At 72.8% G+C, this 26,123-nt stretch carries 21 protein-coding genes; 11 read left to right on the top strand and 10 right to left on the bottom strand.

The features are described 5' to 3' along the window. Positions 1-102 precede the first annotated feature (102 nt). The 7 genes from ACIBMZ_RS19060 to ACIBMZ_RS19090 all read left to right on the top strand — a co-directional run bounded on the left by ACIBMZ_RS19060 (position 103) and on the right by ACIBMZ_RS19090 (position 10,783). Complete coding sequence (locus ACIBMZ_RS19060; protein WP_396695462.1) at positions 103-870, top strand: glycerophosphodiester phosphodiesterase; 768 nt, start codon at positions 103-105, stop codon at positions 868-870. Positions 871-894: 24 nt separating this feature from the next. Next, positions 895-2,292, top strand: coding sequence for an MFS transporter (locus ACIBMZ_RS19065; protein ID WP_396695464.1), 1,398 nt, complete (start codon positions 895-897; stop codon positions 2,290-2,292). A 109-nt stretch (positions 2,293-2,401) separates the two neighbouring features. Beyond that, on the top strand, positions 2,402-3,091 hold the full coding sequence (locus tag ACIBMZ_RS19070) for a thymidine kinase (RefSeq protein WP_396695850.1): 690 nt from the start codon (positions 2,402-2,404) through the stop codon (positions 3,089-3,091). Between the two features lie 135 nt (positions 3,092-3,226). Next, the gene (locus ACIBMZ_RS19075; protein WP_396695466.1) at positions 3,227-6,424 is read left to right on the top strand and encodes an FtsX-like permease family protein; all 3,198 of its coding nucleotides are present in this window, start codon (positions 3,227-3,229) and stop codon (positions 6,422-6,424) included. Further along, positions 6,421-9,099: an ABC transporter permease gene (locus ACIBMZ_RS19080; RefSeq protein ID WP_396695468.1), complete on the top strand. Its 2,679-nt coding sequence runs from the start codon at positions 6,421-6,423 to the stop codon at positions 9,097-9,099. Before ACIBMZ_RS19075 ends, ACIBMZ_RS19080 begins: the two co-directional genes overlap by 4 nt. Continuing rightward, positions 9,096-10,088: an ABC transporter ATP-binding protein gene (locus tag ACIBMZ_RS19085; RefSeq protein WP_396695470.1), complete on the top strand. Its 993-nt coding sequence runs from the start codon at positions 9,096-9,098 to the stop codon at positions 10,086-10,088. Before ACIBMZ_RS19080 ends, ACIBMZ_RS19085 begins: the two co-directional genes overlap by 4 nt. Beyond that, positions 10,085-10,783, top strand: a complete 699-nt coding sequence (locus ACIBMZ_RS19090) for an ABC transporter ATP-binding protein (protein WP_396695472.1) — start codon at positions 10,085-10,087, stop codon at positions 10,781-10,783. The genes ACIBMZ_RS19085 and ACIBMZ_RS19090 overlap by 4 nt, the downstream gene beginning before the upstream one ends. Here the strand turns inward: ACIBMZ_RS19090 and ACIBMZ_RS19095 are convergent, their stop codons facing one another. The 3 genes from ACIBMZ_RS19095 to ACIBMZ_RS19105 form a co-directional block, all read right to left on the bottom strand. Continuing rightward, entirely contained in the window at positions 10,784-11,191 is a 408-nt protein-coding gene (locus tag ACIBMZ_RS19095; RefSeq protein ID WP_396695852.1) for a hypothetical protein, read from the bottom strand. Positions 11,192-11,297: 106 nt separating this feature from the next. Further along, entirely contained in the window at positions 11,298-12,296 is a 999-nt protein-coding gene (locus ACIBMZ_RS19100; RefSeq protein ID WP_396695474.1) for a tyrosine-type recombinase/integrase, read from the bottom strand. 131 nt (positions 12,297-12,427) lie between these two features. Continuing rightward, positions 12,428-12,853, bottom strand: coding sequence for an Hsp20/alpha crystallin family protein (locus ACIBMZ_RS19105; protein ID WP_396695476.1), 426 nt, complete (start codon positions 12,851-12,853; stop codon positions 12,428-12,430). Positions 12,854-13,028: 175 nt separating this feature from the next. On the opposite strand from ACIBMZ_RS19105, the gene ACIBMZ_RS19110 reads away from it, so the two are divergent. Together ACIBMZ_RS19110 and ACIBMZ_RS19115 are read left to right on the top strand one after the other, a co-directional pair. After that, complete coding sequence (locus tag ACIBMZ_RS19110) at positions 13,029-13,811, top strand: FkbM family methyltransferase (RefSeq protein WP_396695478.1); 783 nt, start codon at positions 13,029-13,031, stop codon at positions 13,809-13,811. A gap of 57 nt (positions 13,812-13,868) precedes the next feature. Further along, complete coding sequence (locus ACIBMZ_RS19115; protein ID WP_396695480.1) at positions 13,869-14,336, top strand: HNH endonuclease; 468 nt, start codon at positions 13,869-13,871, stop codon at positions 14,334-14,336. A 274-nt stretch (positions 14,337-14,610) separates the two neighbouring features. Here the strand turns inward: ACIBMZ_RS19115 and ACIBMZ_RS19120 are convergent, their stop codons facing one another. The 3 genes from ACIBMZ_RS19120 to ACIBMZ_RS19130 form a co-directional block, all read right to left on the bottom strand. Continuing rightward, on the bottom strand, positions 14,611-15,192 hold the full coding sequence (locus ACIBMZ_RS19120) for a hypothetical protein (RefSeq protein WP_396695482.1): 582 nt from the start codon (positions 15,190-15,192) through the stop codon (positions 14,611-14,613). A gap of 157 nt (positions 15,193-15,349) precedes the next feature. Beyond that, complete coding sequence (locus tag ACIBMZ_RS19125) at positions 15,350-15,829, bottom strand: DUF1992 domain-containing protein (protein WP_396695484.1); 480 nt, start codon at positions 15,827-15,829, stop codon at positions 15,350-15,352. Positions 15,830-15,953: 124 nt separating this feature from the next. Next, the gene (locus ACIBMZ_RS19130) at positions 15,954-16,550 is read right to left on the bottom strand and encodes a TetR family transcriptional regulator (protein WP_396695486.1); all 597 of its coding nucleotides are present in this window, start codon (positions 16,548-16,550) and stop codon (positions 15,954-15,956) included. A 97-nt stretch (positions 16,551-16,647) separates the two neighbouring features. Here ACIBMZ_RS19130 and ACIBMZ_RS19135 point away from each other — a divergent pair, with 97 nt between their 5' ends. Beyond that, positions 16,648-17,685, top strand: a complete 1,038-nt coding sequence (locus ACIBMZ_RS19135; RefSeq protein ID WP_396695488.1) for an NAD(P)-dependent alcohol dehydrogenase — start codon at positions 16,648-16,650, stop codon at positions 17,683-17,685. Positions 17,686-17,720: 35 nt separating this feature from the next. Here the strand turns inward: ACIBMZ_RS19135 and ACIBMZ_RS19140 are convergent, their stop codons facing one another. Then, positions 17,721-19,736: a beta-galactosidase gene (locus ACIBMZ_RS19140; RefSeq protein ID WP_396695490.1), complete on the bottom strand. Its 2,016-nt coding sequence runs from the start codon at positions 19,734-19,736 to the stop codon at positions 17,721-17,723. A gap of 158 nt (positions 19,737-19,894) precedes the next feature. Between ACIBMZ_RS19140 and ACIBMZ_RS19145 the strand changes: the two genes are divergently transcribed. Then, positions 19,895-22,237 carry a TIM-barrel domain-containing protein gene (locus ACIBMZ_RS19145; protein WP_396695492.1) on the top strand — a complete coding sequence of 781 codons (2,343 nt, stop codon included), beginning with the start codon at positions 19,895-19,897 and terminating at the stop codon, positions 22,235-22,237. 109 nt (positions 22,238-22,346) lie between these two features. Here the strand turns inward: ACIBMZ_RS19145 and ACIBMZ_RS19150 are convergent, their stop codons facing one another. The 3 genes from ACIBMZ_RS19150 to ACIBMZ_RS19160 are packed head-to-tail and all read right to left on the bottom strand — an operon-like array spanning position 22,347 to position 26,042. Next, on the bottom strand, positions 22,347-23,330 hold the full coding sequence (locus ACIBMZ_RS19150) for a carbohydrate ABC transporter permease (protein WP_396695494.1): 984 nt from the start codon (positions 23,328-23,330) through the stop codon (positions 22,347-22,349). Beyond that, positions 23,327-24,334 (bottom strand): ABC transporter permease, encoded by a 1,008-nt coding sequence (locus tag ACIBMZ_RS19155; protein WP_396695496.1) that lies wholly within the window; start codon positions 24,332-24,334, stop codon positions 23,327-23,329. The genes ACIBMZ_RS19150 and ACIBMZ_RS19155 overlap by 4 nt, the downstream gene beginning before the upstream one ends. Before the next feature lie 43 nt (positions 24,335-24,377). After that, complete coding sequence (locus tag ACIBMZ_RS19160) at positions 24,378-26,042, bottom strand: extracellular solute-binding protein (protein ID WP_396695498.1); 1,665 nt, start codon at positions 26,040-26,042, stop codon at positions 24,378-24,380. Between the last annotated feature and the right edge of the window lie 81 nt (positions 26,043-26,123).

Below are 26,123 nucleotides of genomic sequence, written 5' to 3' on the forward strand. Positions count from 1 at the left end.
GGACCCGCACGGTCACTGTCCGGAATCCGGCACCGCAGGCGGGTACGCGCCGGTCACCGGCCGGTCGTCCGCCGGCCACCGACGCCGGGCATACTGCGCTGCGTGGCACCCGGTCACCCGTACCTCGACGCCCCGACGCCGCTGGCCTTCGCGCACCGGGGCGGTGCTGCCGACGGCGACGAGAACACCACGGCCGCCTTCGCCCGCGCCGTCGAGCTGGGCTACCGGTACGTGGAGACCGACGTGCACGGCACCGCCGACGGCGTCGCCGTGGTGTTCCACGACCACACCCTCGGACGACTCACCGGGCAGCGGGGACGGCTGTCCGCGCTGCGCTGGGCCGACCTGGCCACGGTGCGCGTCGGCGGGGCCGCCGCCGTACCCCGCCTGGACGAGGTGCTCGACGCGTGGCCGCAGGTGCGCTTCAACATCGACGTGAAGTCCGACCCCGGGGTGGCGCCGACGGTGTCCACCGTGGCGCGGGCCGGCGCCGCCGACCGGGTGCTGCTCGCCTCGTTCAGCGACGCCCGGTTGACCCGGCTGCGTGCCCTCACCCACGGGCGCGTCGCCACCAGCCTCGGCGCACGCGGGGTGGCCCGGCTGCGCTGGGCCTCGCTGACCGGTCGGCCGCTGCGGCTACCGCCGTCGGTGGTGGCCGCGCAGGTGCCGGTGCGTTTCGGCCGGATACCGGTGGTGGACCGTCGCCTGCTGCGCACCGCACATCGACTCGGGTTGCAGGTGCACGTCTGGACGATCGACGAACCTGCCGAGATGCACGAGTTACTTGATCTCGGTGTGGATGGCATCATGACCGACCACGTCGGCGTGCTGCGCGACGTCTACCGCAGCCGCGGCCACTGGGCCGCCTGAACACTCCGGGCAAAGGACCCCCACATGGCCGAGACGGCGACCCCTGCCGCGCAGGACGACACCCCGCAACCCGCCAGCACGCGCCGCGAGCGCACCGGTTGGTACTTCTACGACTGGGCCAACTCGGCCTTCCAGACCACCGTCATCACGGTGTTCCTCGGCCCGTTCCTGACCAGCGTGGCCAAGATGGCCGCCGGCTGCGAACTCGGCGCCGACGACTGCAGCGGGTACGTCTACCCGCTGGGCATCAAGGTGGCCGCCGGCTCGTACTACCCGTACCTGATCTCGCTGTCGGTGCTGCTGACCGTCTTCGTGCTGCCGGTGATCGGGGCGATCGCCGACCGGTCGCTGCACAAGAAGCGGCTGCTGGCCGCCACCGCGTTCACCGGTGCCGGCGCGACCATCGGGATGCTCTTCGTCACCGGCGACCGGTACCTGCTCGGCGGCGCGCTGTTCATGATCGCCAACATCAGCTTCGGTGCGGCGATCGTGGTCTACAACTCGTTCCTGCCGCAGTTGGGCGGGCCGGACGAACGCGACGGCATCTCCAGTCGCGGCTGGGCGCTGGGCTACCTCGGCGGTGGTCTGCTGCTGGCGTTCAACCTGGTCGCGGTGCAGTCGTTCGACAACGGCACCCCGGAACGCACCCTCGACCTGGCCCGCTGGTCGATCGTCTCGGCCGGCGTCTGGTGGGCGGTGTTCACCCTGGTGCCGTTGCGCTGGCTGCGGGAACGGCCCACCGCCGCCGCCCTCGCCGCCGGGCCCGGCGGCAACGTGCTCACCGACGGGTTCCGGCAACTTGGCCGCACCCTGCGGGAGATCAAGGCGTACCCGCTGACGCTGTTCTTCCTGCTGGCGTTCCTGGTCTACAACGACGGCATCCAGACCGTCATCACCCTGGCCAGCCAGTACGGCACCGAGGAACTGCGGCTGGACCAGAGCACCCTGATCGTGACGATCCTGCTGGTGCAGTTCCTGGCGTTCGGCGGCGCGCTCGGCCTCGGGTGGCTGGCCGGGCGGATCGGCGCGTGGAAGACCATCCTGCTGAGCCTGGTGCTGTGGACCGCGGTGATCCTCGGCGCGTTCCGGCTGCCGGCCGAGGCGCCCCTGCCGTTCATGGTGCTCGGTGCCGCCATCGGTCTGGTCCTCGGCGGCAGCCAGGCGTTGAGCCGGTCGCTGTTCAGCCAGCTCATCCCGGCCGGCAAGGAGGGCGAGTACTACGGCTTCTACGAGATCAGCGACAAGGGCACCAGTTGGTTGGGGCCGCTCGCGTTCGGTCTGGTGTTCCAGCTCACCAACTCCTACCGGGTCGGCCTGGTCTCCCTGCTGATCTTCTTCGTGGTCGGGTTCCTGCTGCTGCTGGCGGTGCCGATCCGGCGCGCGATCGTGGCCGCCGGCAACACGCCGCCATGGGTGCTGTGAGGCACACCGGCGGGCCGTCGGTGGACCGGGGGACGTCGTCGATCGGCTAGGCTGCCGGTCCGTGACGAGCGCCCCAGACCCCGTACCCACCTGCCTGGCCCGTCCCCGGATGGCCGCCCCGGGCGACCCCTCGGGTGGGTGCGTGGCCGCCCGGGGCGTCGACGGGCGGCCCGCGCACGCCGCCGCGCTGCGCTTCTACTGGGGTCCGATGGACTGCGGCAAGTCCACGATGGCGTTGCAGATGAACTACAACCACTCCCGGCAGGGCCGCCGGGGACTGGTCACCACCCGCATCGACCGTTCGCTCGGCCCGCAGGTCACCACCCGGATCGGGCTGGCGCACGAGGCGATCGAGGTGACCGACGCGCTCGACCTGTGCGCCCTGGTCCGCGACGCCTGGGCCGACGGGGTCCGGGTGGACTACCTGATCTGCGACGAGGCCAGCTTCTACTCCGTCGAGCACGTGGAGCAGATGGCCGACCTGGTCGACAGCTACGACGTCGACGTGTACGCCTTCGGGCTGGCCACCGACTTCCGGTCCGGCCTGTTCCCGGCCGCCCGGCGGCTGTTCGAGCTGGCCGACTCGGTGGCCCGGATCCAGGTCGAGGTGCTCTGCTGGTGCGGCCGGGAGGGTCTGCTCAACGCCCGGGTCGTGGGCGGACGGATCGTCCGCGAGGGCGAGCAGGTGGTCATCGGCGACACCGTCGACGACGCCGATGTGCGCTACCAGGTGCTGTGCCGACGCCACCACCGCAGCGGCGACCTCGGCCCGCGCGCCGCCACCTGCCCCGAGTCCTGAGCCGTCGACGGCGACACGTCGGATAACGAAACGATCACTGCTGCGAACCTTTCCCAGGGGCCCGCCGCTCTCGGTGCGTGACGAGTGGCGAACACGGGCCGTACCGGCCCGCGGACCGGCGGGGGTACAGGACGGATGAGGTTCGCGTGGCGACGTGCCCGGGGCACGAAGGGCCTGCTGCTCGCCGCGTCCGGGGCGGCGCTGGTGGCGACCGTCGCCCTGACCGGACTGGCCGCCTACAACCGGGACGTGGTCGACTCCGGCACCCGCAACGTGCTCGCCGGGGCCACCGCCGCGGAACGGTCGCTGCTGGTGCGGGCCTCCGCCGGGCGCACCGCCGACGCGCTGCGGGACCGCGACACCGCCCTGCGCGCCCAGGTCGACACCGACCTGGGCGGGCTGCCCGCGCAGGTGACCGCCGCCGGTTACGCGGCCGGACGGCAGTTGCGCGGCGACACCGGCGACGCCGTCGCCGACCGCACCGGCACCGTGTACGCGTCGGTGATGTTCCTCGACGACCTGCCCGCGCACGCCCGACTGGCCGCCGGCACCTGGCCGCAGGCCGGGGCGGACCCGGTGCAGACCGCCCTCGCCGAGGCGGCGGCCCGGACCCTGCGGGTCGACGTCGGTGACCGTGTCCCGATCACCGACGGCCTCACCGGGCGGATCACCGAGGTGACCGTCACCGGCCTGTTCACGCCACTGGATCGGGACGACGCGTACTGGCGGCTGGCACCGGAGACGGCCACCGGCGCGCTGCCGCAGTCGGCCACGTACGGGCCGATGACGGTGGCCCGCGCGGACTTCGTCACCCACTTCCTGCCCAACGCCTCCGCCGGCTGGCTGGTCGAACCCGACCTGACCGCGGTCGGTCCCACCGCCCTGGAACAGGTGGCCGACGCCGCCGGCCGGATCACCACCAGCACGGCGGCCGAGGCCGGGCTCGGCGAGTCCGCGATGGTCACCAGCGACCTCGCCACCCTGGTCCGCCGGCTACAACAGGCCACCCTCGTCGGCCGGTCGGCGCTGGTCACCCCGATGCTGCTGGTGGTGGTGCTCGGCGGGTACGCGTTGCTGCTCGTCGCCGTGCTGCTCACCGAGCACCGCCGGGGTGAGACCGCGCTGCTGCGGGCCCGGGGTGCGGCCCGTCGGCAACTGGCGGGGCTGACCGCCCGGGAGGCCACCCTGGTGGTGCTGCCCGCCGCGGTACTCGCCCCGCTGCTCGCGGGTCAGGCGCTCGGGCTCGTCGGCCGCCTGCCGGGGCTCAGCGCGGTGTCGCTGCGACCGGGTGTGGTGCCCGACGCGACGGTGTGGCTGGTCGCCGGGGCGGCGGCGGCCGGCTGCGCGCTGGCGATGATCGGACCGAGCCTGCGCCGGGGCGACAGCTACGTCGCCGACCTGGCCAGCCGTTCCCGGCCCAGCCGTCGCGGCATGGTGCAGCGCGCCGGCCTGGACGTGCTGCTGGTCGGTCTGGCCCTGCTCGCCTGGTATCAGCTCAGCCGCTACTCGTCTCCACTGTCCCGGTCCCGGGGCGGTGACCTGGGGGTGGATCCGCTGCTGGCCGCCGCCCCCACGCTCGGGGTCCTGGCCGGCGCGGTGCTGGCGCTGCGTCTGCTGCCGCCGCTGGTCCGGCTCGCCGAGCGGTGGGTGGACCGCAAACCGTGGACCGCCGTCATGCTCGGCACCTGGCAGGCCGGGCGACGACCGCACGCCGGACCGGTGCTGCTGCTGGCCCTCGCCGTGGCGGTCGGCACCCTCGCCTGGTCCCTCGCCGGGACCTCCCGACGCTCGCTGGACGACCAGGCCGCGCATCTGGTCGGCGCGGACCTGCGTCTCACCGAGGTCAACGGCTCCGCCGCCGCCGACCGGGCCGACCGGCTCGCCGGGCTGCCGGGCGTGCAGGTGCCGCTGCCGGTCTGGCGCGACACGGTACGACTCGGTCCGGCCGCCGTCCCGGCCACCATGCTGGCGGTCGACGCCGACGCCGCCGGCCCGGTGGTACGGCTGCGGGCCGACCTGGCCGGCGGCTCGACCGCCGACCTGCTCGACACGCTCACCGCCGGCCGGGTCGAGGCGCCCGGCACGGCGCTGCCGGCCGGCACCCGGCAGCTCACCGGTCGGGTCAGCACCCGGGTCGACGACACCGGGACGAACTCCCCGGTCCGCCACCACGCGGTGCTGCTCGATCCGCACGGCACCCATCTGAGGCTGGCGTTGGGCGAGAGTGACCGGGACGGCACACCGTCACGGTTCACCGTGGACCTGCCCCCCGGTGCCGGCCCGTGGCGGTTGGCCGGCTTCGCCACGGAGACCCTCGGCGCGCCGCGGATGAGCCTGGACTGGCGGTTGTCGGACCTGCGGGCCAGCCCGGACACCTCCCCGGGCAGCCCGGTCGAGCTGACCGGGGACGGCCCGTGGCACCTGGTCGACCGCACCGGTGCCGCCACCGGGTCGACCGCCTCCGGCGCCGGACTGACCGCCCGCTACGCGCGGGACGTGCCGGGCGGCTGGTTCGCCCGCAGCACGCCGGTGCAGGTGGCCGTGGCCCGTACCGCCGACGCCACCCGGGTACCGGTGGCGGCCACCCCGGCGGCCCTCGGCGCGCTGCGCCTGGACGTCGGTGCGCAGACCCGGCTGTTCCTGGGCGGGGCCGAGGTCGACGTGGTGCTGGTCGACACCGTGGCCGCGTTGCCCGGTGGTGCCGAGGACGCCGCGTTGCTGGTCGACCTGCCCTCGCTGGGTGCCCGGCTCTTCCACGACCACGGGCTCGTCCGGTCGCCGCAGGAGTGGTGGCTGGCGGTGCGGCCCGGCGAGGCGGAGCGGGTGGCCGAGGCGGCCGGTGCGCTCGGCGGCCTGACGGTGCTGGCCCGCGAGGACGTCGCCGCCGAGTTGGCCCGCGACCCGTTCGGGGTGGGTGCGCGGGGCGCCCTGTTCGCCGCCGCCCTGGCGGCGGTGCTGCTGGCCGCCGTGGGGGTGGCCGTGGACGTCAGCGCCACCGCGCGGCGGCGCGCCACCGAACTGGCGGTGCTGCACACCCTCGGCGCCGGACGACGCCTGGTGGCCCGCTCCCTGCTGGCCGAGCAGTCGTTCCTCGCCGGTATGGGCGTGCTGGTCGGTCTGCTGGTGGGGGTCGGGGTGGCCGCGACGACGGCCCCGCTGGTGATCCTGACCCCGTCCGCCGAGCGTCCACATCCACCGCCGCTGTTGAGCGTCGACTGGCTTCCGGTGCTCGCCACCGGCGTGGGCCTGCTCGCCCTGGCCCTGGCGTTCAGCGCCGCCGTCTCCACCGGTGTACGCCGTCGCCTGACCGTCACGGACGGAGAGACCCGATGACGGGCCGGATCCGGGTGTACGCGGGCCAGGTGGCGCTGCTGGCGATGCTGGGGCTGGTCGCGGCGATGCTGGTGACGGCCGCGCCGAGACTCGCCGACGGGTACGCCGACCGGGGGCTGCGCGCCGATGTCGCCCACCTGCCGCACCTGGTCCGTGACATCTCCCTCAGCGTGCCGCGCCCCGCACCGGCCGCCGCCGGGCGAGACGACCTGGACCGGTACGCCGCCGCCCTGCCGCAGCCACTGCCGGGCCTGGTGGACCGCCGGTGGTACGCGTCCTCGATCGACCCGGAGCAACTGCTCGCGTCCGGCGACGCCCCGCCGATGGACGGCGGCGCGCGCAAGGAGTTCGGGGTACGCGCCCAGACCGGCGTCGAGGAGGCGGCCGAGGTGACCGCCGGGCGGTGGCCGCGTACGCAGGTGGGCGGCCCGGCGGAACTGGCGGTGTCGGTGCAGGTGGCCGAGACGTTGTCGCTGCGACCCGGCACCGACCTGTGGTTCGCCGACGGCAACCGGCAGGCACCGGCCCGTGTGGTGGGGGTGTTCACACCGCGTGACGCCGCCGACCCGGTCTGGGACGACCTGCGGTCGGCACTGGACCCGACCGTGCCGCTGCTCGACGGTGACCCGTACGTGGTGGCGGGGGTGACCGACTGGGCCGGGATGGACCGGATCTCGGCCGGTACCGCGGTGCCGGCGGTGAGCGGATGGCGGTACCGCCTCGACGAGCAGCGGCTGGACACCGCCGTGCTCGACGCGGTCACCGCGGCGGTGGCCGAGACCCGCCGCTCCGAGACGGTCCCGGACGCGGTGGTGCAGACCTCGCTGGACACCGCGCTGGTTCGCTTCGCCGACGAACTGCGGTCGGTCCGGGCGTTGCTGGCCGTCGTGCAGACCGGGTTGCTGGCCGGCCTGCTCGGGCTGATCGTGCTGGCGGCCCGGCTGGCGGTCCGACGCCGTCGGGCGGAACTGACGCTGCTGCGGGCGCGGGGGGCCTCGCTGGGCGCGATCGGTCGCCGGTTGCTCGCCGAGGCGGTGCCCGTCCAGCCGCTCGCGGTGCTGCTGGGTGCCCTGGCCGGGGCGACGGTGCCCGGCCGCTCGACCGGGTCGCCCTGGCTGGTGCCGGTGCTGGCCCTGCTCACCACCGTCGTGGTGCCGGTGCTGGCGGTGCTCGCGTACCGGCGGGTGGGTGTGGTCGCCGGTCGCGCGGACGTGGTGGCGCAGCGGCCGAGCGCGCGTCGGCTCACGCTGGAGGCGAGCGTGCTGGTGCTCGCCGGTCTCGGCGTGGTGCTGCTGCGCCGTCGGGGCCTGGATGCGGCCGGCGGCGTCGACGCGTACCTCAGTGCGGTGCCGGTGCTGGTCGCGGTCGCCGCCGCGCTGGTGGCGATCCGGTTGCTGCCGTGGCCGCTGCGGCTGGTCGGCCGGTTCGCCACCCGGACGAGGGGCGCGTTGCTGTTCCTCGGCGCGGCCCGCGCCGGTCGCGGCGCGCCGGTGGCGTGGGGGCCGCTGGCGGTGGTGATCGTCGCGGTCAGCACCGGGGTGTTCGGTGGCGTGGTGACGACCACGGTGGCCGAGGCGCGGGACCGGGCGGCCACGTTGAGCATCCCGGCCGACGCCTGGTTGACCGGCTACACCTTCGCCCCGGACGCCGCCGACGCGCTCGGTGCGGTGCCCGGGGTGCAGGCGGTGGCCCGGGTGTGGGTGGAGTCGAACCGGCGGCTGCGCTCCGGGAGCGGTCCGGGTGACCGCGCGCTCGGCCAGGCCCGGGTGCTGGTGGTGGACGCGCCGGCGTTCGCCGAGGTCGTGGCGCGCAGCGGGGTGGACGTCGACGTGCCGGCCGCGTTGCGCGACGCGGCGCGAGGCGACGGGCCGGTGCCCGCGGTGGTGTCGCCCCGGGTGGCGGCGGAGGTCGGCGACGGCGCGGTGGCTGACGTGCAGAGCCGGGGGTACGCCTTCCGGGTCGCCGGGGTCGCCGACGCCTTCCCCGGGGTGGGGCTGGGCGTGGAGCGGTTCGTGGTGCTGCCGTGGCAGGCGCTGCCCGAGTACGAGTACACCCCGATCGTGCCCAACCGGTACCTGCTCGCCACCGACGGCGTGGACGAGACGCGGTTGCTGACGGTGGCCGACGACGCACAGCGGCGGCGACAGTCCGACGTGCTCGGCCGGGAGGTGACGCGGGCCCAGGTGCCGGCGGCCCTGCAGACGCGGCAGGCGTACCGGGACGGGTTGGAGCGTACCGGGGCCAACGAGGTGTTGACCCTGGCGTTCACCGTGGGTGCGGTCGGTGGCACCGCGCTGGCGGTCCTGGCCGTCGGCTTCGTGGTGGTCGCCGACGCCGCCGGCCGGGGCCGGACGCTGTCGCGGCTGCGCACCCTGGGCCTGTCGGCGGCGGCCGGTCGCCGACTGCTGGTCTACGAGCTGGTGCCGCTGGTGGTGGTCGCGGCGCTGACCGGCGCGGTGGTGGGGGTGGCCCTGCCCCGGCTGCTCGGTCCGACGCTGGGGCTGGCCGCGTTCGCTCCCGGCGTGCCGATCCGCGACCACCTGGATCCGCTGGTCGTGGGTGGGGTGCTGGTGCTGGTGGTGCTCGGCCTGTTGGCCGGTCTGGCGGTGGAGAACCTGGTGAATCGGCGGATGCGCCTCGGTGAGGTGCTGCGCCTGGGAGAGGAGAACCCGTGAGCGGATCAGGTGGTACCGGCACGAGTGTGGTGCAACGGGCACCGGATCTGGCGACGTTGCAGCGGCGGGCGGCGGAACGGGCCGCCGCGCGCGCCGGTGGCGCGGACCGGTTGCGGGGGCACATCGTCTGCGACGGCCTGGTGCGGATCTTCACCAGCGAGGGGGTGGAGGTCGTCGCGTTGCAGGGGCTCGACCTGGTCGTGGACCGGGGCGAGTTGGTGGCGATCGTGGGTGCCTCCGGGTCCGGCAAGTCCACCGTGCTCAACATCCTGTCCGGGCTGGACACACCGACCGCCGGGATCGCCCGGGTGGCCGGCTTCGACCTGTTGACCATGTCGGCCCGCAAGCGGCTGCGCTACCGGCGGAACACCGTCGGGTTCGTGTGGCAGCAGACCAGCCGCAACCTGCTGCCGTACCTGTCGGCGCGGGAGAACGTGGAGCTGCCGATGCGGTTGGCCGGCCGGAGTGGGCGGGCCGGTCGGCGACGCGCGGCGGAGCTGCTGGACATGGTCGGTGTGGGCTACTGCGCGGACCGCCGGCCGGGGCAGCTGAGCGGTGGTGAGCAGCAGCGGTGCGCGGTCGCGGTGGCGGTCGCCAACGACCCGGAGGTCCTCTTCGCCGACGAACCGACCGGGGAGCTGGACGAGGCGACGGCGGCGGAGGTGTTCGGGGCGCTGCGCACCATCAACGCCGAGCTGGGCGTCACGGTGGTGGTGGTCACGCACGACCCGCAGGTCGCCACGCAGGTCCGCCGGACCGTCGCGATCCGGGACGGGCGTACCGCCTCGGAGGTGCACCGCACCGCGCGGGTCGGCGCCGACGGCGTCGAGGAACTGGTCACCGAGGAGTACGCGGTGCTGGACCGGGCCGGGCGGATGCAGTTGCCGGCCGGTTTCGTCGACGCGTTGGCCCTCAGGGACCGGGTGAGGCTGACCCTGGAACCGGACCACGTGCAGGTCCGTGCGGGTGACGGGAGGGACGGGTCGTGAGCGAGGATCTGGTCCGGGTCGAGGGGCTGTGCCGCGACTACGGCAGCGGCGACCGGACGGTGCACGCGGTACGCGACGTGTCGTTGCGGGCCGGTCGCGGTGAGCTGGTCGCGGTGCGGGGCCGCTCGGGTGCCGGCAAGACCACGTTGTTGAACCTGATCGGCGGCCTGGACCGGCCCACCTCGGGCCGGGTGTGGGTGGCCGGTCGGGAGGTGACCGCCGCCGGTGAGCAGGACCTGCTGCGGCTGCGCCGGGACACCGTCGGGTTCGTCTTCCAGTCCTTCGGACTGATCCCGATCCTCTCCGCCGCGGAGAACGTCGGGGTGCCGATGCGGCTGGCGAAGACCCCGGCCGCGCAGCGCGAGGAGCGGGTGTCGGTGCTGCTGGAACTGGTCGGGCTGGGCGGGGAGGCCGCCCAGCGCCCGTACGAGATGTCCGGTGGGCAGCAGCAGCGGGTGGCGATCGCCCGCGCGTTGGCCAACGATCCCGAGCTGCTGATCGCCGACGAGCCCACCGGCCAGTTGGACTCGGAGACCGGCCGGGCGGTGATGGACCTGCTGCGGGCGCTGGTGCACGCACGCGGTATGACCGCGCTGGTGGCCACGCACGACCCGACGCTGGTGGAACTGGCCGACCGGGTGTTGGTGCTGCGCGACGGTCGGTTGGTCGAGTCGGCCGAGTCGGTCGGGGTGTGATCAGTACGGGTCGCCGCAGACCCGCCAGCCGCCCTCCCGCACCACCGTCAGCTCACGCTGCTCGGTGGCACCGCTCTCGCGGGTCAGCCGGACGGTGACCGTGCCGTGCGGCTTGCCCCGGTCGGTGGCCACCGACACGTCGACGATCTCGTAGTCGCGCACGGTCGGCGGGGTGCGGACCCAACTGGTGAAGCCCAGCTCGCTCCACCGGCTGCGCGAGTCGGCGCAGAGCCGCTCGTACGCGCTGTCGGTGTCGCCGGTGGTCACCTCGCGCAGGAACCCCTCGGCGGTCTCCCGCACCGGGCCGGCGGCCTGGGTCACCACCTGCACGTTCCAGGCACCGAGACCGGCCACGCCGATGCAGCACAGGGCCACGCCGGCACCGGCGAAGACGAGCCCGACCCGCATCGGGTGGCGTCGCCGGGCCGGCCTGCTCCACGGCTGCGCCTCGCCCACACCATCCGACCGTAGAGAATCGGGCGCGTCGGCGGGCGGAAAGCCGTCCGGTGCCGCGTCAGGTGCGGCGGCGGGCCCGGGCGGCCCAGATGGCGTACGCGGGGTCGCGGTCGAGGTTGTGCCGGTCGCGGTCGTAGCGGCGGGTGGTGCGCGGGTCGGCGTGCCCCATCGCGTCCTGCACGTCCTCCAGCGGCACGCCCTCGGCGCGGGCGGTGGTGGCGAAGGCGTGCCGCAGCGAGTGTGGCGACAGTCTGGCCCAGGCCGGGATGCCCGCGTCCCGGGCGAGTCTCCGGATCAGCCGGAACACCGAGTGCCGGTCGAGTCGGGCCCCGCTGGCGGTGACCAGCAGTGCCCCGGTGAGCTGGTGGGGCGCCACGCCCTGCTCGGCGGCGCGCTGACTCAGGTAGGCGTCCACCGCGTACGCGGTCGAGGGGGTGAGGGCGCGGCGGCGGGACTTGCCGCCCTTGCCGATGAAGCGCACGCTGCGGTGTCCCCGTTCGGCGCCGAGGTCGGCGACGTCCAGGGAGACCAGTTCCCCGACCCGCAGGCCCAGGTCGGCCAGGAGGGTGACGGCGGCGCGGTTGCGGGCCGCCGTCGGCCCGGTGTCGGTCTCGGCGGCGGCGAGCAGCGCGTCCACCTCGTCGGGGCTCAGGCCCACGGTGGCCGAGTGGTCGCGGTCGATGCGGGGCCGGTCGGCGTCGGAGACCGGGTTGGCGTGCACCGCCTGGAGCTTGACCAGGAAGTCGTACCAGCTCGACATCGCGGACAGCTTGCGGGCCACGGTCGCCGGGGTCAGCGGCTTGCCGGTACGCGCCGCCAGGGTGTTCTCCAGCGTCCGCGCGTACTCGTTGACGTGCAGGAAGTTGGCGCGCAGCGGGTCCAGACGGCGGGCGTCGCACCAGCCCAGCCACCCGGCGACGTCCCGCCGGTACGCGTCCCGGGTGTGTTCACTCAACCGCCGGTTGCGCAACCACGCGTCGGTGACGGCCATCGGCCCCCCGGGCAGGGCGGGGTGGGCCGGCGGGCGGTACAACACCGGGGTCTCGGTCGAACGCATGTGAAAAATGTTCTCAGTCGTGTTTCGGGTTGACGAACAGGCGCGCCGACGCGTCATGATCGCACACCGCCGGATCGGACGGCGGCAGCACGCGGCCGGGCGGGAGCACTCCCGCCCGGCCGTCGCGTGCGTCAGGCGTTGATCTGCCGCCGGCCGTCGCCGGTCGCGCTGATGGTGACCTTCCGGGGCTTGGCCCGCTCGGCCACCGGGATCCGCAACGTCAACACGCCGTTCTCGTACCCGGCCTCCAGCTTGTCCGTGTCGAGCGTGTCGCCGAGGAAGAGTTGTCGACTGAACACGCCCATCGGGCGCTCGGCGGCGACGAGTTCGACGGCCTCCCCGGCGGGGCGGCGACGCTCGGCCCGGACGGTCAGCACGTTGCGCTGCACGGTGCAGTCGATGCTGTCCGGGTCCACTCCCGGCAGGTCGAAGGCGGCGTAGAAGTGGTCGCCGTCGCGGTAGGCGTCCATGTGCATGACCGCCGGGCGGCTGGTGGTGCCGAAGAACTGCTCGGCGAGCCGGTCGATCTCACGGAACGGGTCGGTGCGCATCAGCATCTCGTGCCTCCTCGGTTCCTCTGGGCCGAAGGTTTCGGTTGGGTTGAGCCTTGGCGACTCAACTCTGTTCTCTTATTTAGCGCGTCGGCCGCGCGTCGTCAACTCGGGTCACACCGGGTGACGGGCGTGGTCGAGCCGCGCCATCCCGGCGAGGTACGCGGGTTAGGGTGCTGCGATGGGTACACACACCGCTGCGGTCGAGGCGCTCAAGGCCGACCCGGCGACCGCCGGGCTGCGCCGGTCGCTGGAGGTCTACTACGGCGATCCGGGACGGGACGCGGCGATGGACGCCTTCTACGCCCGCTTCGTCCGCCCCGGCGACCTGGTCTTCGACATCGGCTCCCACGTCGGCGACCACATCGCCAGCTTCCGTCGCCTCGGCGCCCGCGTGGTCGCGGTCGAGCCGCAGCCGTTGTGCCTGCGGGCGCTGCGCACCATCTACGCCGACGACGACCAGGTCACCCTGGTCGAAGCGGCCTGCGGGGCGCAACCGGGCCGCATCGGTTTCCTGGTCAACTCCGCCAACCCGACCGTCTCCACCGCCTCCACCGACTTCGTCAGCGCAGCCACCGGGGCCGGCGGCTGGGAGGGACAGACCTGGGACGGCCAGATCGAGGTCCCGGTCACCACCGTGGACGCCCTCGTCGCCGAGCACGGCACGCCGGCCTTCGCCAAGATCGACGTGGAGGGCTTCGAGGACGCCGTGCTGGCTGGACTGAGCGCGCCACTGCCCGCGCTGTCGTTCGAGTTCACCACGATCGAACGCGAGGTGGCGCGGCGCTGCCTGGACCGGCTGACCGCGCTCGGCTTCGGCGGCTTCGACGTGGCGCTCGGCGACCACAAGGAACTGAAGCTCGGCCGCTGGGCCACCGCCGAGGAGATGGCGGCGTACCTGACCGCGCTGCCGCACGAGGCCAACTCCGGCGACGTCTACTGCGTGCCGTCGCCTTCCCGCTGACACCCCGGCCCACCGATCGCCGGTCCCCGTGGGTGATCGCCGCCGTACCCTGACCGGGTGCTGTCCCAGATCACCGGCCTGTCCCGACACTTCACCGAGGACACGCTGCGGGCGTACCTGCTGAGCCGCTCGACACGAACTGACCACGGCTGCCTCGTCGTGCGCGGCTACGGCCGCCAGCGGGGCGTGTACCAGAAGCTGGCGGGTCGGGCCTGGGCGCACATCGCGGCGTACGTGGTCTTCGTCGGCGACTACGACCCCACTCTCAAGGTCCACCACGACTGTGCAGTGCCGGACTGCATCGAGCCGACGCATCTGCGCCAACGCAGCCACGCCGACAACTGCCGCGAACGTTCACAGCGTCCGATGTGCCGTAACGGGCACGAGCGGGAGACGGATCCGGCGACCGGCCGCTATCGGCGCGTCTGCCGGACCTGCAACCGCGACGCGCAGAAGCGCTGGCGTGAGCGCCAGGCCGCCGAGGTCGCCGCAGCCCGCGCGTCGTACGCGTCGACACCCTCCTGACGTTCCACAGAGCCGTGACCAGGCGGCGAAGTCCGGCGATCACACCAGCGTAAGTCCTTACGCACATTAACAGTCATTATGATGCAGCGACGCTATGTCCGTTTTGTGGCGAGTATTTATTGGATTGGCGTTACTGGTAATTCAATAAATACTCGCCACGGCTCCCGGGCTCGTGATTCTCGGTGGAAGCACCGCTCGCCTGCGATCGTCGGCCGAACTGGCAGCGGGGAGTCAGCTCGTGCGGCGTCCTACGCCGAAGTGGGCCGCTAGCGGCTCAGTCGGGGCGCCGCTCGCCGCCCGCGTCGCGCAGACCGTCGACCAGCGTCTCCGCGTCGTCCGCCGAGATGGCCATCGTGGCGCTGAGCAGTTCGACGGCCTGCTGGCGTTGTCCGGCCTCCACGAGTGCCGCGATCCGGAGCCAGGCGAACGCGTCGGCCATCGCGTCACTGTCTGCGCCGGGCGTCGACGGCCACCCGGGCGGCGGAGCGGTGGCGTCCTGCGCCGCCCGCTCCCCCGCCGCGGCGTCCGGATGTCCCGCGCCGGGCGACGTCGCATCCGTGGCGGACGCGTCCGGTGGACGCGCGTCGGAAGTGGCCCCCGTAGGCAGGGGCGCACGGGAGGCGGCTTCGTGCCTGCGCGCGTCGGCGATCCGGGTCGCGGCGTCCCGCAGCCGGGTGTCCGTGTCCCAGGACGCGGCGGCGGACCGTGCCTGCACCTCGCGCATCTGGGTGCCCAGCAGGTCCTGGCGACCGCTGCGGCGACGCAGCACCAGCGTGAGCACCGTGATGAGGGAGACGGCGACGAGGAAACCCACCACCAGTTCGAGCAGGCTCGCGTCGGTGCCACCGGGACTCACGGGATCAGGCTGCCCCGGTCGAGGCCAGGCACGCGCCGGCCGACAACGCCACCACCCCGATCGTGTCGGTCTCCCCACCGCATGCGGGGCATCGTAGCGCCGGTGGGTCAGCCGCCCAGCCGAACTGCCCGGCGACGACATCCTCGGTCGCCAGAGGTCAGGCGGCGCGGCGTCGGCGGAACGGGAACCAGGACCGCCGGGGTGCGGGCGGCGGCGGGGCGACGGGGGCCGCCGGGCGGGCGGCGTGACGCGCGGCCCGCCACGTCGACACCACGGCGTCGACGTCGACCGGGCGCACCACCACCCGAGGACCGGACGGGTTGCGCAGCCAGGCCATCACCTCGGCGTTCAGGTCGGCGACGCAGGAGCGTACCGCCTGCTCGGTGGGGAGGTCGCGGACCTCGTCGGGCAGACGTTCGATGCGGCGGCGCAGCAGCAGCGGGGTGGGCAGCAACAGGTCGGTGGGAAGCTTCTCGCGTTCCATGAAGCTCTTGATCCACCAGGACTCGTCATAGGGCAGTCCCCGGCCGGGGATCGGTCGGCCCGCGCCGGGCAGGTCGTCGAACTCCCCGCGTTCCTGCGCCGAGCGGATCTGCGCCTCGACCGACGCCTCCCACATCCGGTCCACCCGTTCCACCTCCCCGTTCCCCCACGGTAACGCGATCCGTCGGGAACCGGCCGGTCCGCCGACGGGACGCCCGGGTCCCGGCGGATCGCGGGCAGGCGCGCCCTCCGCTGCGCCGATGACCGCGATCGACGGGTCAGTCCTGGGGCGCGGTGCTCGGCGAGATCGCTCCCCGGACGCATGCGGCCAGGAGTGTGCGCCGCCGGTCGTGATCCTCCTCGGGCTCGGCGGCGGTCGCGGCGTAGACGACGCTGGCCGCCGACCAGGCGAACGCCATGCTCAGAACCAGGGTGAACAGGTCGAAGGGGTCGCCCGCACGCACTCTGCCGGCGGCCTGTGCCCGGGCGATCGCCGTCAGCTTCGGCTCGTGGTCGGCGGGCCGCCCCAGATAACCGGCGGGCCGCCGTTCCAGGCGCAGCCAGGTCAGCAGCCGAACCAGATGAGGATCACGCAGGTTCTCGTCGTACATCGCCACCGCTGATCCGGGCAGGTCGTCCGCGTCGAACGGGACCGCACTCATGAGTTGGTCCGCGCGATCGGCGATGACGGCGTCGAACAGGCCGTCCTTGTTGCCGAAGTAGCCGTACACCTGGGCCTTGTTCGTGCGTGCCGCAGCGGTGATGCGGTCGATCCGGGCTCCGGCGATGCCTCGTTCGGCGAACTCGGCGGCGGCGGCGTCCAGGATGCGGCGACTGGTGGCTGCGCCTTTGGCGGTCACGGGGCCTGACGACATGCGACCACTCTAACAAACCGACGAGTCGGTTGCTTTCAGCGCGACAGTCGTCTAGGTTCGAAAAAAATACCGAACAGTTTGTTTAGAAGGAGCTCCCGTGCGGACGACCATCGGATGGCAGAGCGTGGACGGTACTGCCGCTTTGCAGCGCGCCGCGTTCGAGCGGCGAGACCTGCGTAGCGACGACATCGCGGTGCGCGTCGACTACTGCGGTGTCTGCCACAGCGACCTGCACCTGCTCAGCGGCATGATGCCGCACTACAAGAACGCCGTCGGCGTCGTGCCCGGCCACGAGTTCACCGGCACGGTCACCGCCGTCGGTGCCGCCGTCAGCCGCTTCACCCCCGGCGACCAGGTCGCCGTCGGCACCCTCGTCGACTCGTGCGGGTCGTGCCCCATGTGCCAGGTCGGCCAGGAGAACTTCTGCCACGCGGGCCCGACCAGCACGTACGGCAGCCCCGACCGGGTCGACGGCACGATCACCAAGGGGGCGTACAGCCGCGAGTACGTGCTGCGGGAGAAGTTCGCGTACCCCTTGCCCGCCGGTCTCGACCCGGCCGGCGCGGCTCCGCTGATGTGTGCCGGCATCACGATGTGGGAGCCGCTGCGCGAGGCGGGAGTCGGCCCTGGCAGCCGGGTGGCGGTCGCCGGCCTCGGGGGCCTCGGCCATCTCGGTGTCAAGCTCGCCGCTGCACTCGGCGCCGAGGTGACCGTCCTGAGCCGTACCCCCGGCAAGGCCGACGACGCCCGCAGACTCGGCGCCACCGACCTGCTCGACATCGCCGACGACGCCGGGCTCGCGCGGTTCGACCTCATCCTGGACACCATCTCCGGCCCGCACGAGCTGTCGCCGTTGCTGCGTTTGCTGACTCTCAACGGCACTCTCAGCGTGCTCGGCTTCCCCATGCCGACGCCGGTGAACCTGATGGAACTGACCTTCGGCCGCAAGAAGCTCAGTTCCTCGGGCACCGGTGGCACCACGCACACGGCCGAACTGTTGTCCTTCGCCGCCGCACACGACATCACCGCCGACGTCGAGCTGCTGCCCTCCGCCCAGATCCAGCAGGCCTTCGACCGCCTCGAACGCGGCGACGTCCGCTACCGCTTCGTGCTGGACCTCGCCGACCTCGACTGAGACACCACCGCCGTGGACCTCCGTCCCCGCATCGATCAGGTCGTCGTCTCTGCACCGGAAGCCGAGGGCAGCCGCTCGCGCAGCACGGCCACACCGCCGGGCGGCAGGGTCACCGCCTCGTCGACCTCGGTGTCGGTGAGCAGGTCGCGGCCCCGGGCCGGTACGCGTCGGGCACGGTCGGTGTGGTTGAGCAGGAACAGCCAGCTCCCGCCGGGGTGGAGGCGGCGGACCGCCTCCACCCCGGCGGGTGCGTCCGGGCAGACCGGGGCGATGTCGGCGGCGCGGGCGGCGGAGTCCAGCAGCCTGCGGTAGGTGGTGTCGTCGGGGCGGGTGGAGACGTACCAGGCGGTGCCGGTGCCGTGGCGGTGCCGGGTGATCGCCGGTGACCCGTCGAGTACCCCACCGGCGTACGTGGTGACCGTCTCCGCCCCGGTCGGGTGGACCGTCTCGGCCCAGATCCGGCCGGTGCCGCCGTCGGCGAGTCGGACCTGGTCGTCGTCGGCGAGCGGGTGGAACTCCTCCACCCGTACGCCGAGCACGTCGCGTAGCGCGCCCGGGTAGCCGCCGAGCCGGATCCGGGCGTGTGCGTCGGCGGTGCCGCTGAGGTACGTGGCGAGCAGGTGACCGCCACGGTGGACGTACGCGCGGATCCACTCGGCGGTGGCGTCGTCGGTCAGGTAGAGGGCGGGCAGGACGAGCAGCCGATACCCGTCGAGGGCCTCGCCGGGCGCGACCGTGTCGCAGCCGTACCCGGCGTGCCACAGGGCCCGGTGGGCGGCGGCGAGTTCCTCGTGGTGGTCCACCCGGGTCGAGGGCAGGCCCGGGTGGCGCAGCGCCCAGGCACTCCAGGCGTCGACGGCCAGCGCCACCGACGCCTCGACCCGGCCGCGTACCTCGGTGAGCCGTTCCAGCACCGCGCCCAGCTCGACCGCCTCGCGGAACACCCGACTGTCCGGCCCGGCGTGCGGCACCAGGGCGGAGTGGAAGCGTTCGGCGCCACCGGCGGACGCCCGCCACTGGAAGAACATCGCGCCGTGCGAGCCGCGGGCCACGTGGGCGAGGCTGTGCCGCAGCATCCGCCCGGGTTCCTTGGTGTGTGCCCGCCCGGTGGTGTGGATCTGCTGGGGGGCGCTCTCCATCAGCAACCAGGTCGGGTCGGCGGCGGCGTGCCGGGCCCAGCCCCGGGCCAGGTCGCCGACGAGCGCGGTCTGTTCCTCGGCGCCGCCGTCGACGGCCGACGGGTAGTGGTCGACGGCGACCAGGTCCACCTCGCGGGCCCAGCGGGCGTGGTCGACCGGCACCCAGTCACCGAGTACGTAGTTGGTGGTGACCGGGGTCTGCGGCGCGGCGGCGCGCAGCAGGTCACGCTGTTCGGCGTACGCGGCGAGCAGGGTGTCCGACCAGAAGCGGCGGAAGTCCAGCAGGTGGCCGGGGTTGCCCAGGTACTGGGTGGCGCGGGGGGTGCTGATCTGTGACCAGTCGGAGTAGTGCTGGCTCCAGAAGCTGGTGACCCAGGCGTCGTTGAGGGTGTCCAGGTCGCCGTAGCGCCCGGCCAGCCACCGTCGGAAGGCGCGGGCGGTGTGCTCGCAGTGGCAGGTGGTGCCGTACTCGTTGTGCACCCGCCACAGCGCCACGGCCGGGTGCCGGGCGTACCGGTCGGCGAGGGCGGCGGTGATGCGGCGGGCGGCGGAGCGGTAGGCGGGGGCGGCGGCGCAGTAGGTGTCGCGGCTGCCGTGGTGCAGGCGGACCCCGTCGGCGGTGACCGGCAGCGCGCCCGGGTGGGCGAGGGAGAACCAGGGTGGCGGGCTGGCGGTGGGGGTGGCCAGGGCGACCCGGATGCCGCCGTCGTGCAGCAGGTCGAGGACCTGGTCGAGCCAGTCGAAGCAGTACTGCCCGGGGGCCGGTTCCAGGCGGGACCAGGCGAACACGCCGACGGTGACCAGGGTGACCCGGGCCCGGCGCATCAGCGCGACGTCCTCGGCCCAGACCTCCGCCGGCCACTGCTCCGGGTTGTAGTCACCGCCGTAGCAGAGCCGACCGTCGTGCCACATCGTCCACCATCCGCCGGATTAGTTGATGTTCTGTCCAAACTAGGGAGGTGGTTTGCCCATGTCAACGGCGCCGATAGTTTCGGCATCGATGATCCTCGTTGACAGTTCGTTGGGTGATTAAAGAAACTATCCGCACCGCCGTAGCCTGAGGAGAGCCGATGCCGTACCGACCGCCGTTGGTGCCGTACGAGACGTTCGTGGCCGACCCGCCCGACCTGCCCGTCCGCTCCCCCGGCGAGGACGGCACAGCGGTGGTGGGGCGGGCCGAGTTCGTCGGCGGCGACACCTCCGGGGCCACCTTCAAGGCGGCGCTGGCCGACGGGGTGACGGCGGTGGTCCGGGTGGAGGCCGCCGGTGACGGCGTGATCCGGGTCCGGCTCGCCGAGGACCCCCAGGCACGGAGCCGGTCCGCGCGGGCGGTGACGCTGGTCCACCCCCAGACGCGGGCGGCGACCGTGACCGCCGACGACCGGTGGGTACGCGTGGACGCCGGATCGGTCGTCGCCGAGATCCGGCTCGACCCGTGGCGGATCCGGTTCCTGCGCCCCGACGGCACCGTCCTGCTGGAACAGGACCCGGGCACGGTCGACATCAGCGGCCGGCGGCGCACGCTGCCCTTCGGCCGCTCCACCGTCGACGGGGTCCGCGTGGCCTGGCACGAGAGCTTCGTCGCGCCCGGCGACGAACGCTTCGTCGGTTTCGGGGAGAAGTTCACCCCGCTGGACAAACGCGGCCAACGGGCGCTGATGTGGAACTTCGACGCCTTCGGCAGCGAGTCCGACCGCTCGCACAAGAACGTGCCGTTCTATCTGTCCGACCGGGGCTACGGGCTGCTGGTCGACAGTGGCCTGCCGGTGCAGTTCGACGTCTGTCAGTCCACCCACAGCACGGTGCAGATCCTGGTCCCCGACGACCTGCTGGACTACTACGTGCTGGCCGGTCCGACCCCCGCCGAGGTGCTGGACCGCCTCGACCGGCTCACCTCTCGGCCGTACCTGCCGCCGCGTTGGGCCTTCGGCACCTGGATCTCCTCCGGCTTCTACCCCGACAGTCAGGAGAAGGTGCTGGACCGGGCGCGCCGCATCCGCGAGCGCGACATCCCCTGCGACGTGCTGCACCTGGACTGCTACTGGCAGGTCGCCGGGAACTGGTCGGACCTGCGCTGGGACGCCGAGGCGTTCCCCGACCCGGCCGGGATGCTGCGGACCCTCGGCGAGCAGGGCTTCCGGGTCTGCCTCTGGATGAACCCGTACCTGATGACCGGCAGCCCGCTGTACGCCGAGGCGGACCGCGCCGGCTACTTCCTGCGCCGCCCCGACGGCAGCACGTACGTCGCCGACGTGTGGCACGGCAGCTACCCGGTCAGCGCCATCGTGGACCTCACCAACCCGGCCGCCGTCGACTGGTTCACCGGTCTGCTGCGGCCCCTGCTGGAGCAGGGCGTGGCGGTGTTCAAGACCGACTTCGCCGAGGGGGTGCCGGCCGACGCCGTGGCCCACAACGGGATGACCGGTGTCGAGCTGCACAACGTCTACAGCCTGCTCTTCAACGACGTGGTCGCCCAGGTCACCGAGGAGGTGGCCGGTCACCGGGCGGTGTGGGCGCGCTCGTCGTACCTGGGTGGGCAGCGGCACAGCGCGCAGTGGAGCGGCGACGTCAACGCCACCTGGCCGGCGCTGGCCAGCACGTTGCGCGGCGGGCTGTCGCACGGCCTGTCCGGGGTGCCGTTCTGGAGCCACGACACCGGCGGGTTCCACGGCACCCCGGAACCCGACCTGTACGTCCGCTGGTCGCAGTTCGGGGCGCTGTCGCCGCTGCTGCGGCTGCACGGCACCACCAGTCGGCTGCCCTGGGACTTCCCGGCCGAGACCGAACGACACGCGGTGGCCGCGCTGCGGCTGCGCTACCGGCTCATGCCGTACCTGTGGTCGGCGGCGGTGCAGGCCGCCCGCACCGGCGCGCCGATGATGCGCGCCCTGCTGGTCGACACGCCGCAGGACCCGACGGCCTGGACCACCGACCTGCAGTACCGCCTCGGCACCGACCTGCTGGTGGCGCCGGTGCTGGACGCGACCGGCGGGCGCGACGTCTACCTGCCGGTCGGGGACGACTGGATCGACGCGGCCACCGGCGAGCGGCATCCGGGCGGGCGGCACCTGCGGGTCACCGTGCCGCTGTCGCGTACCCCGCTGTTCGTGCGGCACGGCACGCTGCTGCCGCTGGTCGCGCCGCACCCCACCGTCGGCGACCGGCCGTTCCGCGACGTCACGCTGGTCAGTTGGGGTGCCGTCGCGGGCCGGACGGTGGTGCACGACGTCGACGGCGACACCGTCATCGAGGCGTTCCGCGACGGCGACGAGTTGCGGATCAGGACGCGAGGGCCACTGCTGGTGGGGCAGTTGGCGTTCGCCGGGGTCGGCGAGTCCGACCTGCCGGCCCGGTCACTGCTCAACGGTGCGGCGGTGACCGTCGTGCCCTTCGCGGGCTTGTTCCCCGCCTAGGGCCGACCGTCGCGCGTGACGCCCGGCTGGACGGAGTCGGGCGTCACGCGCGACGGGGCCGGACCCACCCGGGTCCGGCCCCTGCCGAGCGGCGCCGCACCGCGCCCGGTCAGCCCTTCACCGCGCCGGTGATGACACCCTTGGTGAAGTGCCGCTGCACGAACGGATAGATGATCACGGCGGGGATGACCGTCACGATCACCACGGCCATCTTGACCGCGAGCGTCGGCGGGTACGCCGACACGCCGGGCAGGCTCACCGACGCACCGGAGACGTTCGGTGACTGTCCGGCCAGGATGTAGCTCTGGAGGACCCGTTGGATCGGGAACTTGTCGTTGGAGTCGATGTAGAGCACCGCGTTGAAGTACGCGTTCCAGTAGCCGACCGCGTAGAAGAGACCGACCACGGCGATCACCGCCTTGGACAGCGGCAGCACGATCCGGGTGAGGATGCGCAGCTCCCCCGCGCCGTCGATGCGGGCGCTGTCGAGCAGTTCGGCCGGCACGTTCATGAAGAACGCGCGGATCACCACCAGGTTGAACACGCTGATCGCGCTGGGCAGGATCAGCGACCAGATGCTGTCCTTGAGGCCCAGGCCGGTCACCACCAGATAGCTCGGCACCAGCCCCGGGAAGATCAGGAACGTCAGCAGGAAGTAGAACAGCAGCCCACGGTGGCCGACCGAACCGGGCCGGGACAGCCCGTACGCGGCCAGCACGGTGAGCAGCAGGCTGACCGTGGTGCCGAGCACGGTGACCAGGGTGCTGATCCACACCGCCCGGGTGACGTCGCCGCCGCTGAAGATGGTGATGTACGCCGACGGGTCGATCTCCCGGGGGATGATCACCATGCCACCCGCGTCGTCGATGGTGCCGCGCGAGGCGAGGCTGGTGACCAGCACCGCCCAGAGCGGCACCAGCACCGCCGCGACCAGCAGGGTCAGCACGACCCCCTTGCCGATGGTCAGCGACGTCGAGGGGCGGCCCGCCCACACCGGGCGACCGGTGGGGCGTCGCCGTGGCGGTGGCGCGGGTCGCCCCGCCGTTGTCGGTGCCGCGGGCACCGGCCCGGCACCACTGAGCTGTGCGGTCATGATTTCGCGTACACCCCCTGCTCACCGAGCCGGTGCGCGACCTTGTTCGCGGTGATGATCAGGGCCAGGCCGACCACCGCCTTGAACAGGCCCGCCGCGGCGCCGAGTCCCCACTGCTGGGTACTGATCGCCTGGTAGTAGACGAACGTGTCGAGCACCTCGGCGGCCTCCCGGCCGACCGCCTCGCGTTGCAGGATGAACTGCTCGAAGCCGACCGAGAGCGCGTCGCCGAGCCGCATGATGAGCAGCAGCACGATCACCGGACGCAGACCGGGCAGGGTGATGTGCCACAACCGACGCCACCGTCCGGCCCCGTCGGCCGCCGCCGCCTCGTACAGGTTCTGGTCGATCGCGGACAGCGCGGCCAGGAAGACGATCGCGCCCCACCCGAGGTCCTTCCAGACCGCCTCGGCGGTGACCAGCACGATGAACGTGTCCGGATTGGTCATGATCTCCCAGGGCTGCATGCCGGCCTGGCGCATCTCCTGGGCCAGCAGTCCGGCCCCGCCGAACATCTGCACGAAGAACGTCACCACCAGCACCCAACTGAAGAAGTGCGGCAGGTAGACGACGCTCTGCACGAACCCGCGCAGCCGCCCGGAGACGACGCTGTTGAGGATGAGCGCCAGCAGGATCGGCAGCGGGAAGAAGAACACCAACTGGAAGGCGGTGATGCTCAGCGTGTTGCGGACCGCGTCCCAGAACAGCGGGTCGCGGAAGAGGGCCTCGAAGTTGCCGAAGCCGATCCACTCACTGTTGAGGAACGCGTCCAGCGGGTCGTCGCCGACGAACGGGTTGTAGTCCTGGAAGGCGATGACGTTGCCCAGCGTGGGCAGGTAGTGGAAGACCAGCAGCAGCAGCGCCGCCGGGGCGGCCATCGCCAGCAGCGGCCAGTCGCGGCGCAGCCGGGCCCGCAGGGTGTGCCGCCCACCGCGCCGGGGACGCCGCGGTGGCGGCGTACGTCCGGCGGGTGGTCGCTCCTCGACGGTGCCGGGGACGCTCATACCGGTCCCCCGGCACCGGTCGGGCGCACGGTTGTCCGCCCGTTCATCGGCCGTTGTCGGCGAGCGCCTTCTCGTGGAACGCGCGGCCCTCCTCGCCACCGGTGTCCAGGAACTCCTTACGCACCTGGGCCAGGTCGCTGACCGGGCGACGACCGCGCAGGATGTCACGGATCTTGTCGTCGGTCGGTTGGATGATCTTCGACCAGTTCGCCGGCAGCTCCAGCTTGATCCCGGCGAACAGGTCCTTCTCGATCGAGGCGATGTTCGTGCGGTAGTAGCCCAGGTAGTCCTGCACGAAGTGGGGCGTGTCGCCGCTGCGCACCTTGACCGGCACCCGCCCGCCGATGTGGGTGTACTGCGCGCCCAACTCGGTACGGCCCCGCTCGGTCAGCGTCGGCGTGCCGTCGGCGCCCCGGGTGAAGTGCTGGCCCTCCACGCCGTACTCGCGCAGCTCGAACTCACGGCTGCCGAACGGCGCGGCACACCAGTTGAGCACCCGCAGCAGCTCGTCGACGCGCTCGGCGGACAGGTCCTTCTTGAGGAAGGTGTAGAAGATCGGCTTCTCGCTGCCCCAGATGACCGGTTGGGCGCCCGGCGCGCCGAAGACCGGCAGCGGCTGCATGTTGAAGGTGGGCAGTTCCTTGACCCGTTCGCTCTGCATGCCCTGCCAGGCGCCGAGCCCGTCCCGGTACATCAGGATCTTGCCGGAGTTGAAGAGCTGCTTCTCGTCGGCGCCCTTGCTGGCCACCGTGTCCGGATGCACCAGGCCCTCGGCGAACAGCCGGGCGGTGAACTCCAGCGCCGCCTCGAAGGCCGGGTCCTCGAACTTGTGCTGTAGGCGGCCGTCGGGCATCTTGCGCCAGCGCTCGTGACAGCCGAAGTACTGCTGCACCATCTCGAAGACGCTGCCGAAGGCCCACACACCCTTGGCCGGGTCGGTGGCCTTCTTGCCGAACTCGTACAGCTCGTCGGGGCTGGCCGGGGCGGCCAGCCCGGCGGCGTCGAGCAGATCCTTGCGGTAGAACATGGCCCACGCGAACGGCCCGTCGGTGGGAAACGGCACGGCGTAGAGCCGCCCACCCCAGACCGAGTACTCCCAGGCGCCGCTGGGCAGCGCCGCCAGATACGGGTACTTCGCCGCGTTGTCGCCCTGGAGGTGGTCGGTCAGGTCGGTGAACAACGCCTTGACCGCGTCGGAGAACCGGGCGACCTTGTCCACCTCCCAGTTCGGCGCGGACAGCAGCTCCGGCACGTCGCGGGCGCCGAGCATGGCGTTGAGTTTGTCGGCGTAGGTCAGGCCGTCCTGGAGGCTGGGGTTGACCTCGACGCCGAGCTTGCCGTTGACCGCGGCGAGGTAGGAGTTGCGCCCCAGCGGCGGCGGAGTCGGGCCCCACCACGGACTCATCGTCTGGATCGGCGGGCCGCCCCGGCCGGGCTGCTCGGTGACCGCGTCGACGAGTTCGCGGGGGTAGCTGAGGTAGCCGTCCGGGATCGGGCCCTCGCCGGGGATGTCCGGCTTGAGCAGCTCGACCCGCTGGTAGGTGGGCAGCACCGCCTTGATGGCGTCGGCGCTGGTGGCGCTGCCCTGGCTGCCGGCCTCCTTGCTGCAACCGGCCAGGGCGCCGCCGCCCACGGTCGCGGCGGCGCCGAGGCCGATCAGCCGCAGCATGGTGCGGCGGTCGGTGGATGTGCGCGGAGAAGGTGTCACGGCGCACTCCCTTCGTCGTCGATAACGGTTTGCGGAGCGGGGGACTCCGGCTAGGATTAGTTGGGGTTCTAGCCGAACAAA

Origin of the sequence: Micromonospora sp. NPDC049900 (assembly GCF_044461025.1) — a bacterium.
Classification (GTDB): Bacteria; Actinomycetota; Actinomycetes; order Mycobacteriales; family Micromonosporaceae; genus Micromonospora.

What these genes read in the sequence shown, in the direction of transcription:
- ACIBMZ_RS19065 (WP_396695464.1), top strand. Translation starts at nt 895, where the DNA reads ATGGCCGAGACGGCGACCCCTGCCGCGCAGGACGACACCCCGCAACCC.
- ACIBMZ_RS19070 (WP_396695850.1), top strand. Translation starts at nt 2,402, where the DNA reads ATGGCCGCCCCGGGCGACCCCTCGGGTGGGTGCGTGGCCGCCCGGGGC.
- ACIBMZ_RS19075 (WP_396695466.1), top strand. Translation starts at nt 3,227, where the DNA reads ATGAGGTTCGCGTGGCGACGTGCCCGGGGCACGAAGGGCCTGCTGCTC.
- ACIBMZ_RS19080 (WP_396695468.1), top strand. Translation starts at nt 6,421, where the DNA reads ATGACGGGCCGGATCCGGGTGTACGCGGGCCAGGTGGCGCTGCTGGCG.
- ACIBMZ_RS19095 (WP_396695852.1), bottom strand. Translation starts at nt 11,191, where the DNA reads ATGCGGGTCGGGCTCGTCTTCGCCGGTGCCGGCGTGGCCCTGTGCTGC.
- ACIBMZ_RS19100 (WP_396695474.1), bottom strand. Translation starts at nt 12,296, where the DNA reads ATGCGTTCGACCGAGACCCCGGTGTTGTACCGCCCGCCGGCCCACCCC.
- ACIBMZ_RS19105 (WP_396695476.1), bottom strand. Translation starts at nt 12,853, where the DNA reads ATGCTGATGCGCACCGACCCGTTCCGTGAGATCGACCGGCTCGCCGAG.
- ACIBMZ_RS19110 (WP_396695478.1), top strand. Translation starts at nt 13,029, where the DNA reads ATGGGTACACACACCGCTGCGGTCGAGGCGCTCAAGGCCGACCCGGCG.
- ACIBMZ_RS19130 (WP_396695486.1), bottom strand. Translation starts at nt 16,550, where the DNA reads ATGTCGTCAGGCCCCGTGACCGCCAAAGGCGCAGCCACCAGTCGCCGC.
- ACIBMZ_RS19140 (WP_396695490.1), bottom strand. Translation starts at nt 19,736, where the DNA reads ATGTGGCACGACGGTCGGCTCTGCTACGGCGGTGACTACAACCCGGAG.
- ACIBMZ_RS19145 (WP_396695492.1), top strand. Translation starts at nt 19,895, where the DNA reads ATGCCGTACCGACCGCCGTTGGTGCCGTACGAGACGTTCGTGGCCGAC.
- ACIBMZ_RS19150 (WP_396695494.1), bottom strand. Translation starts at nt 23,330, where the DNA reads ATGACCGCACAGCTCAGTGGTGCCGGGCCGGTGCCCGCGGCACCGACA.
- ACIBMZ_RS19155 (WP_396695496.1), bottom strand. Translation starts at nt 24,334, where the DNA reads ATGAGCGTCCCCGGCACCGTCGAGGAGCGACCACCCGCCGGACGTACG.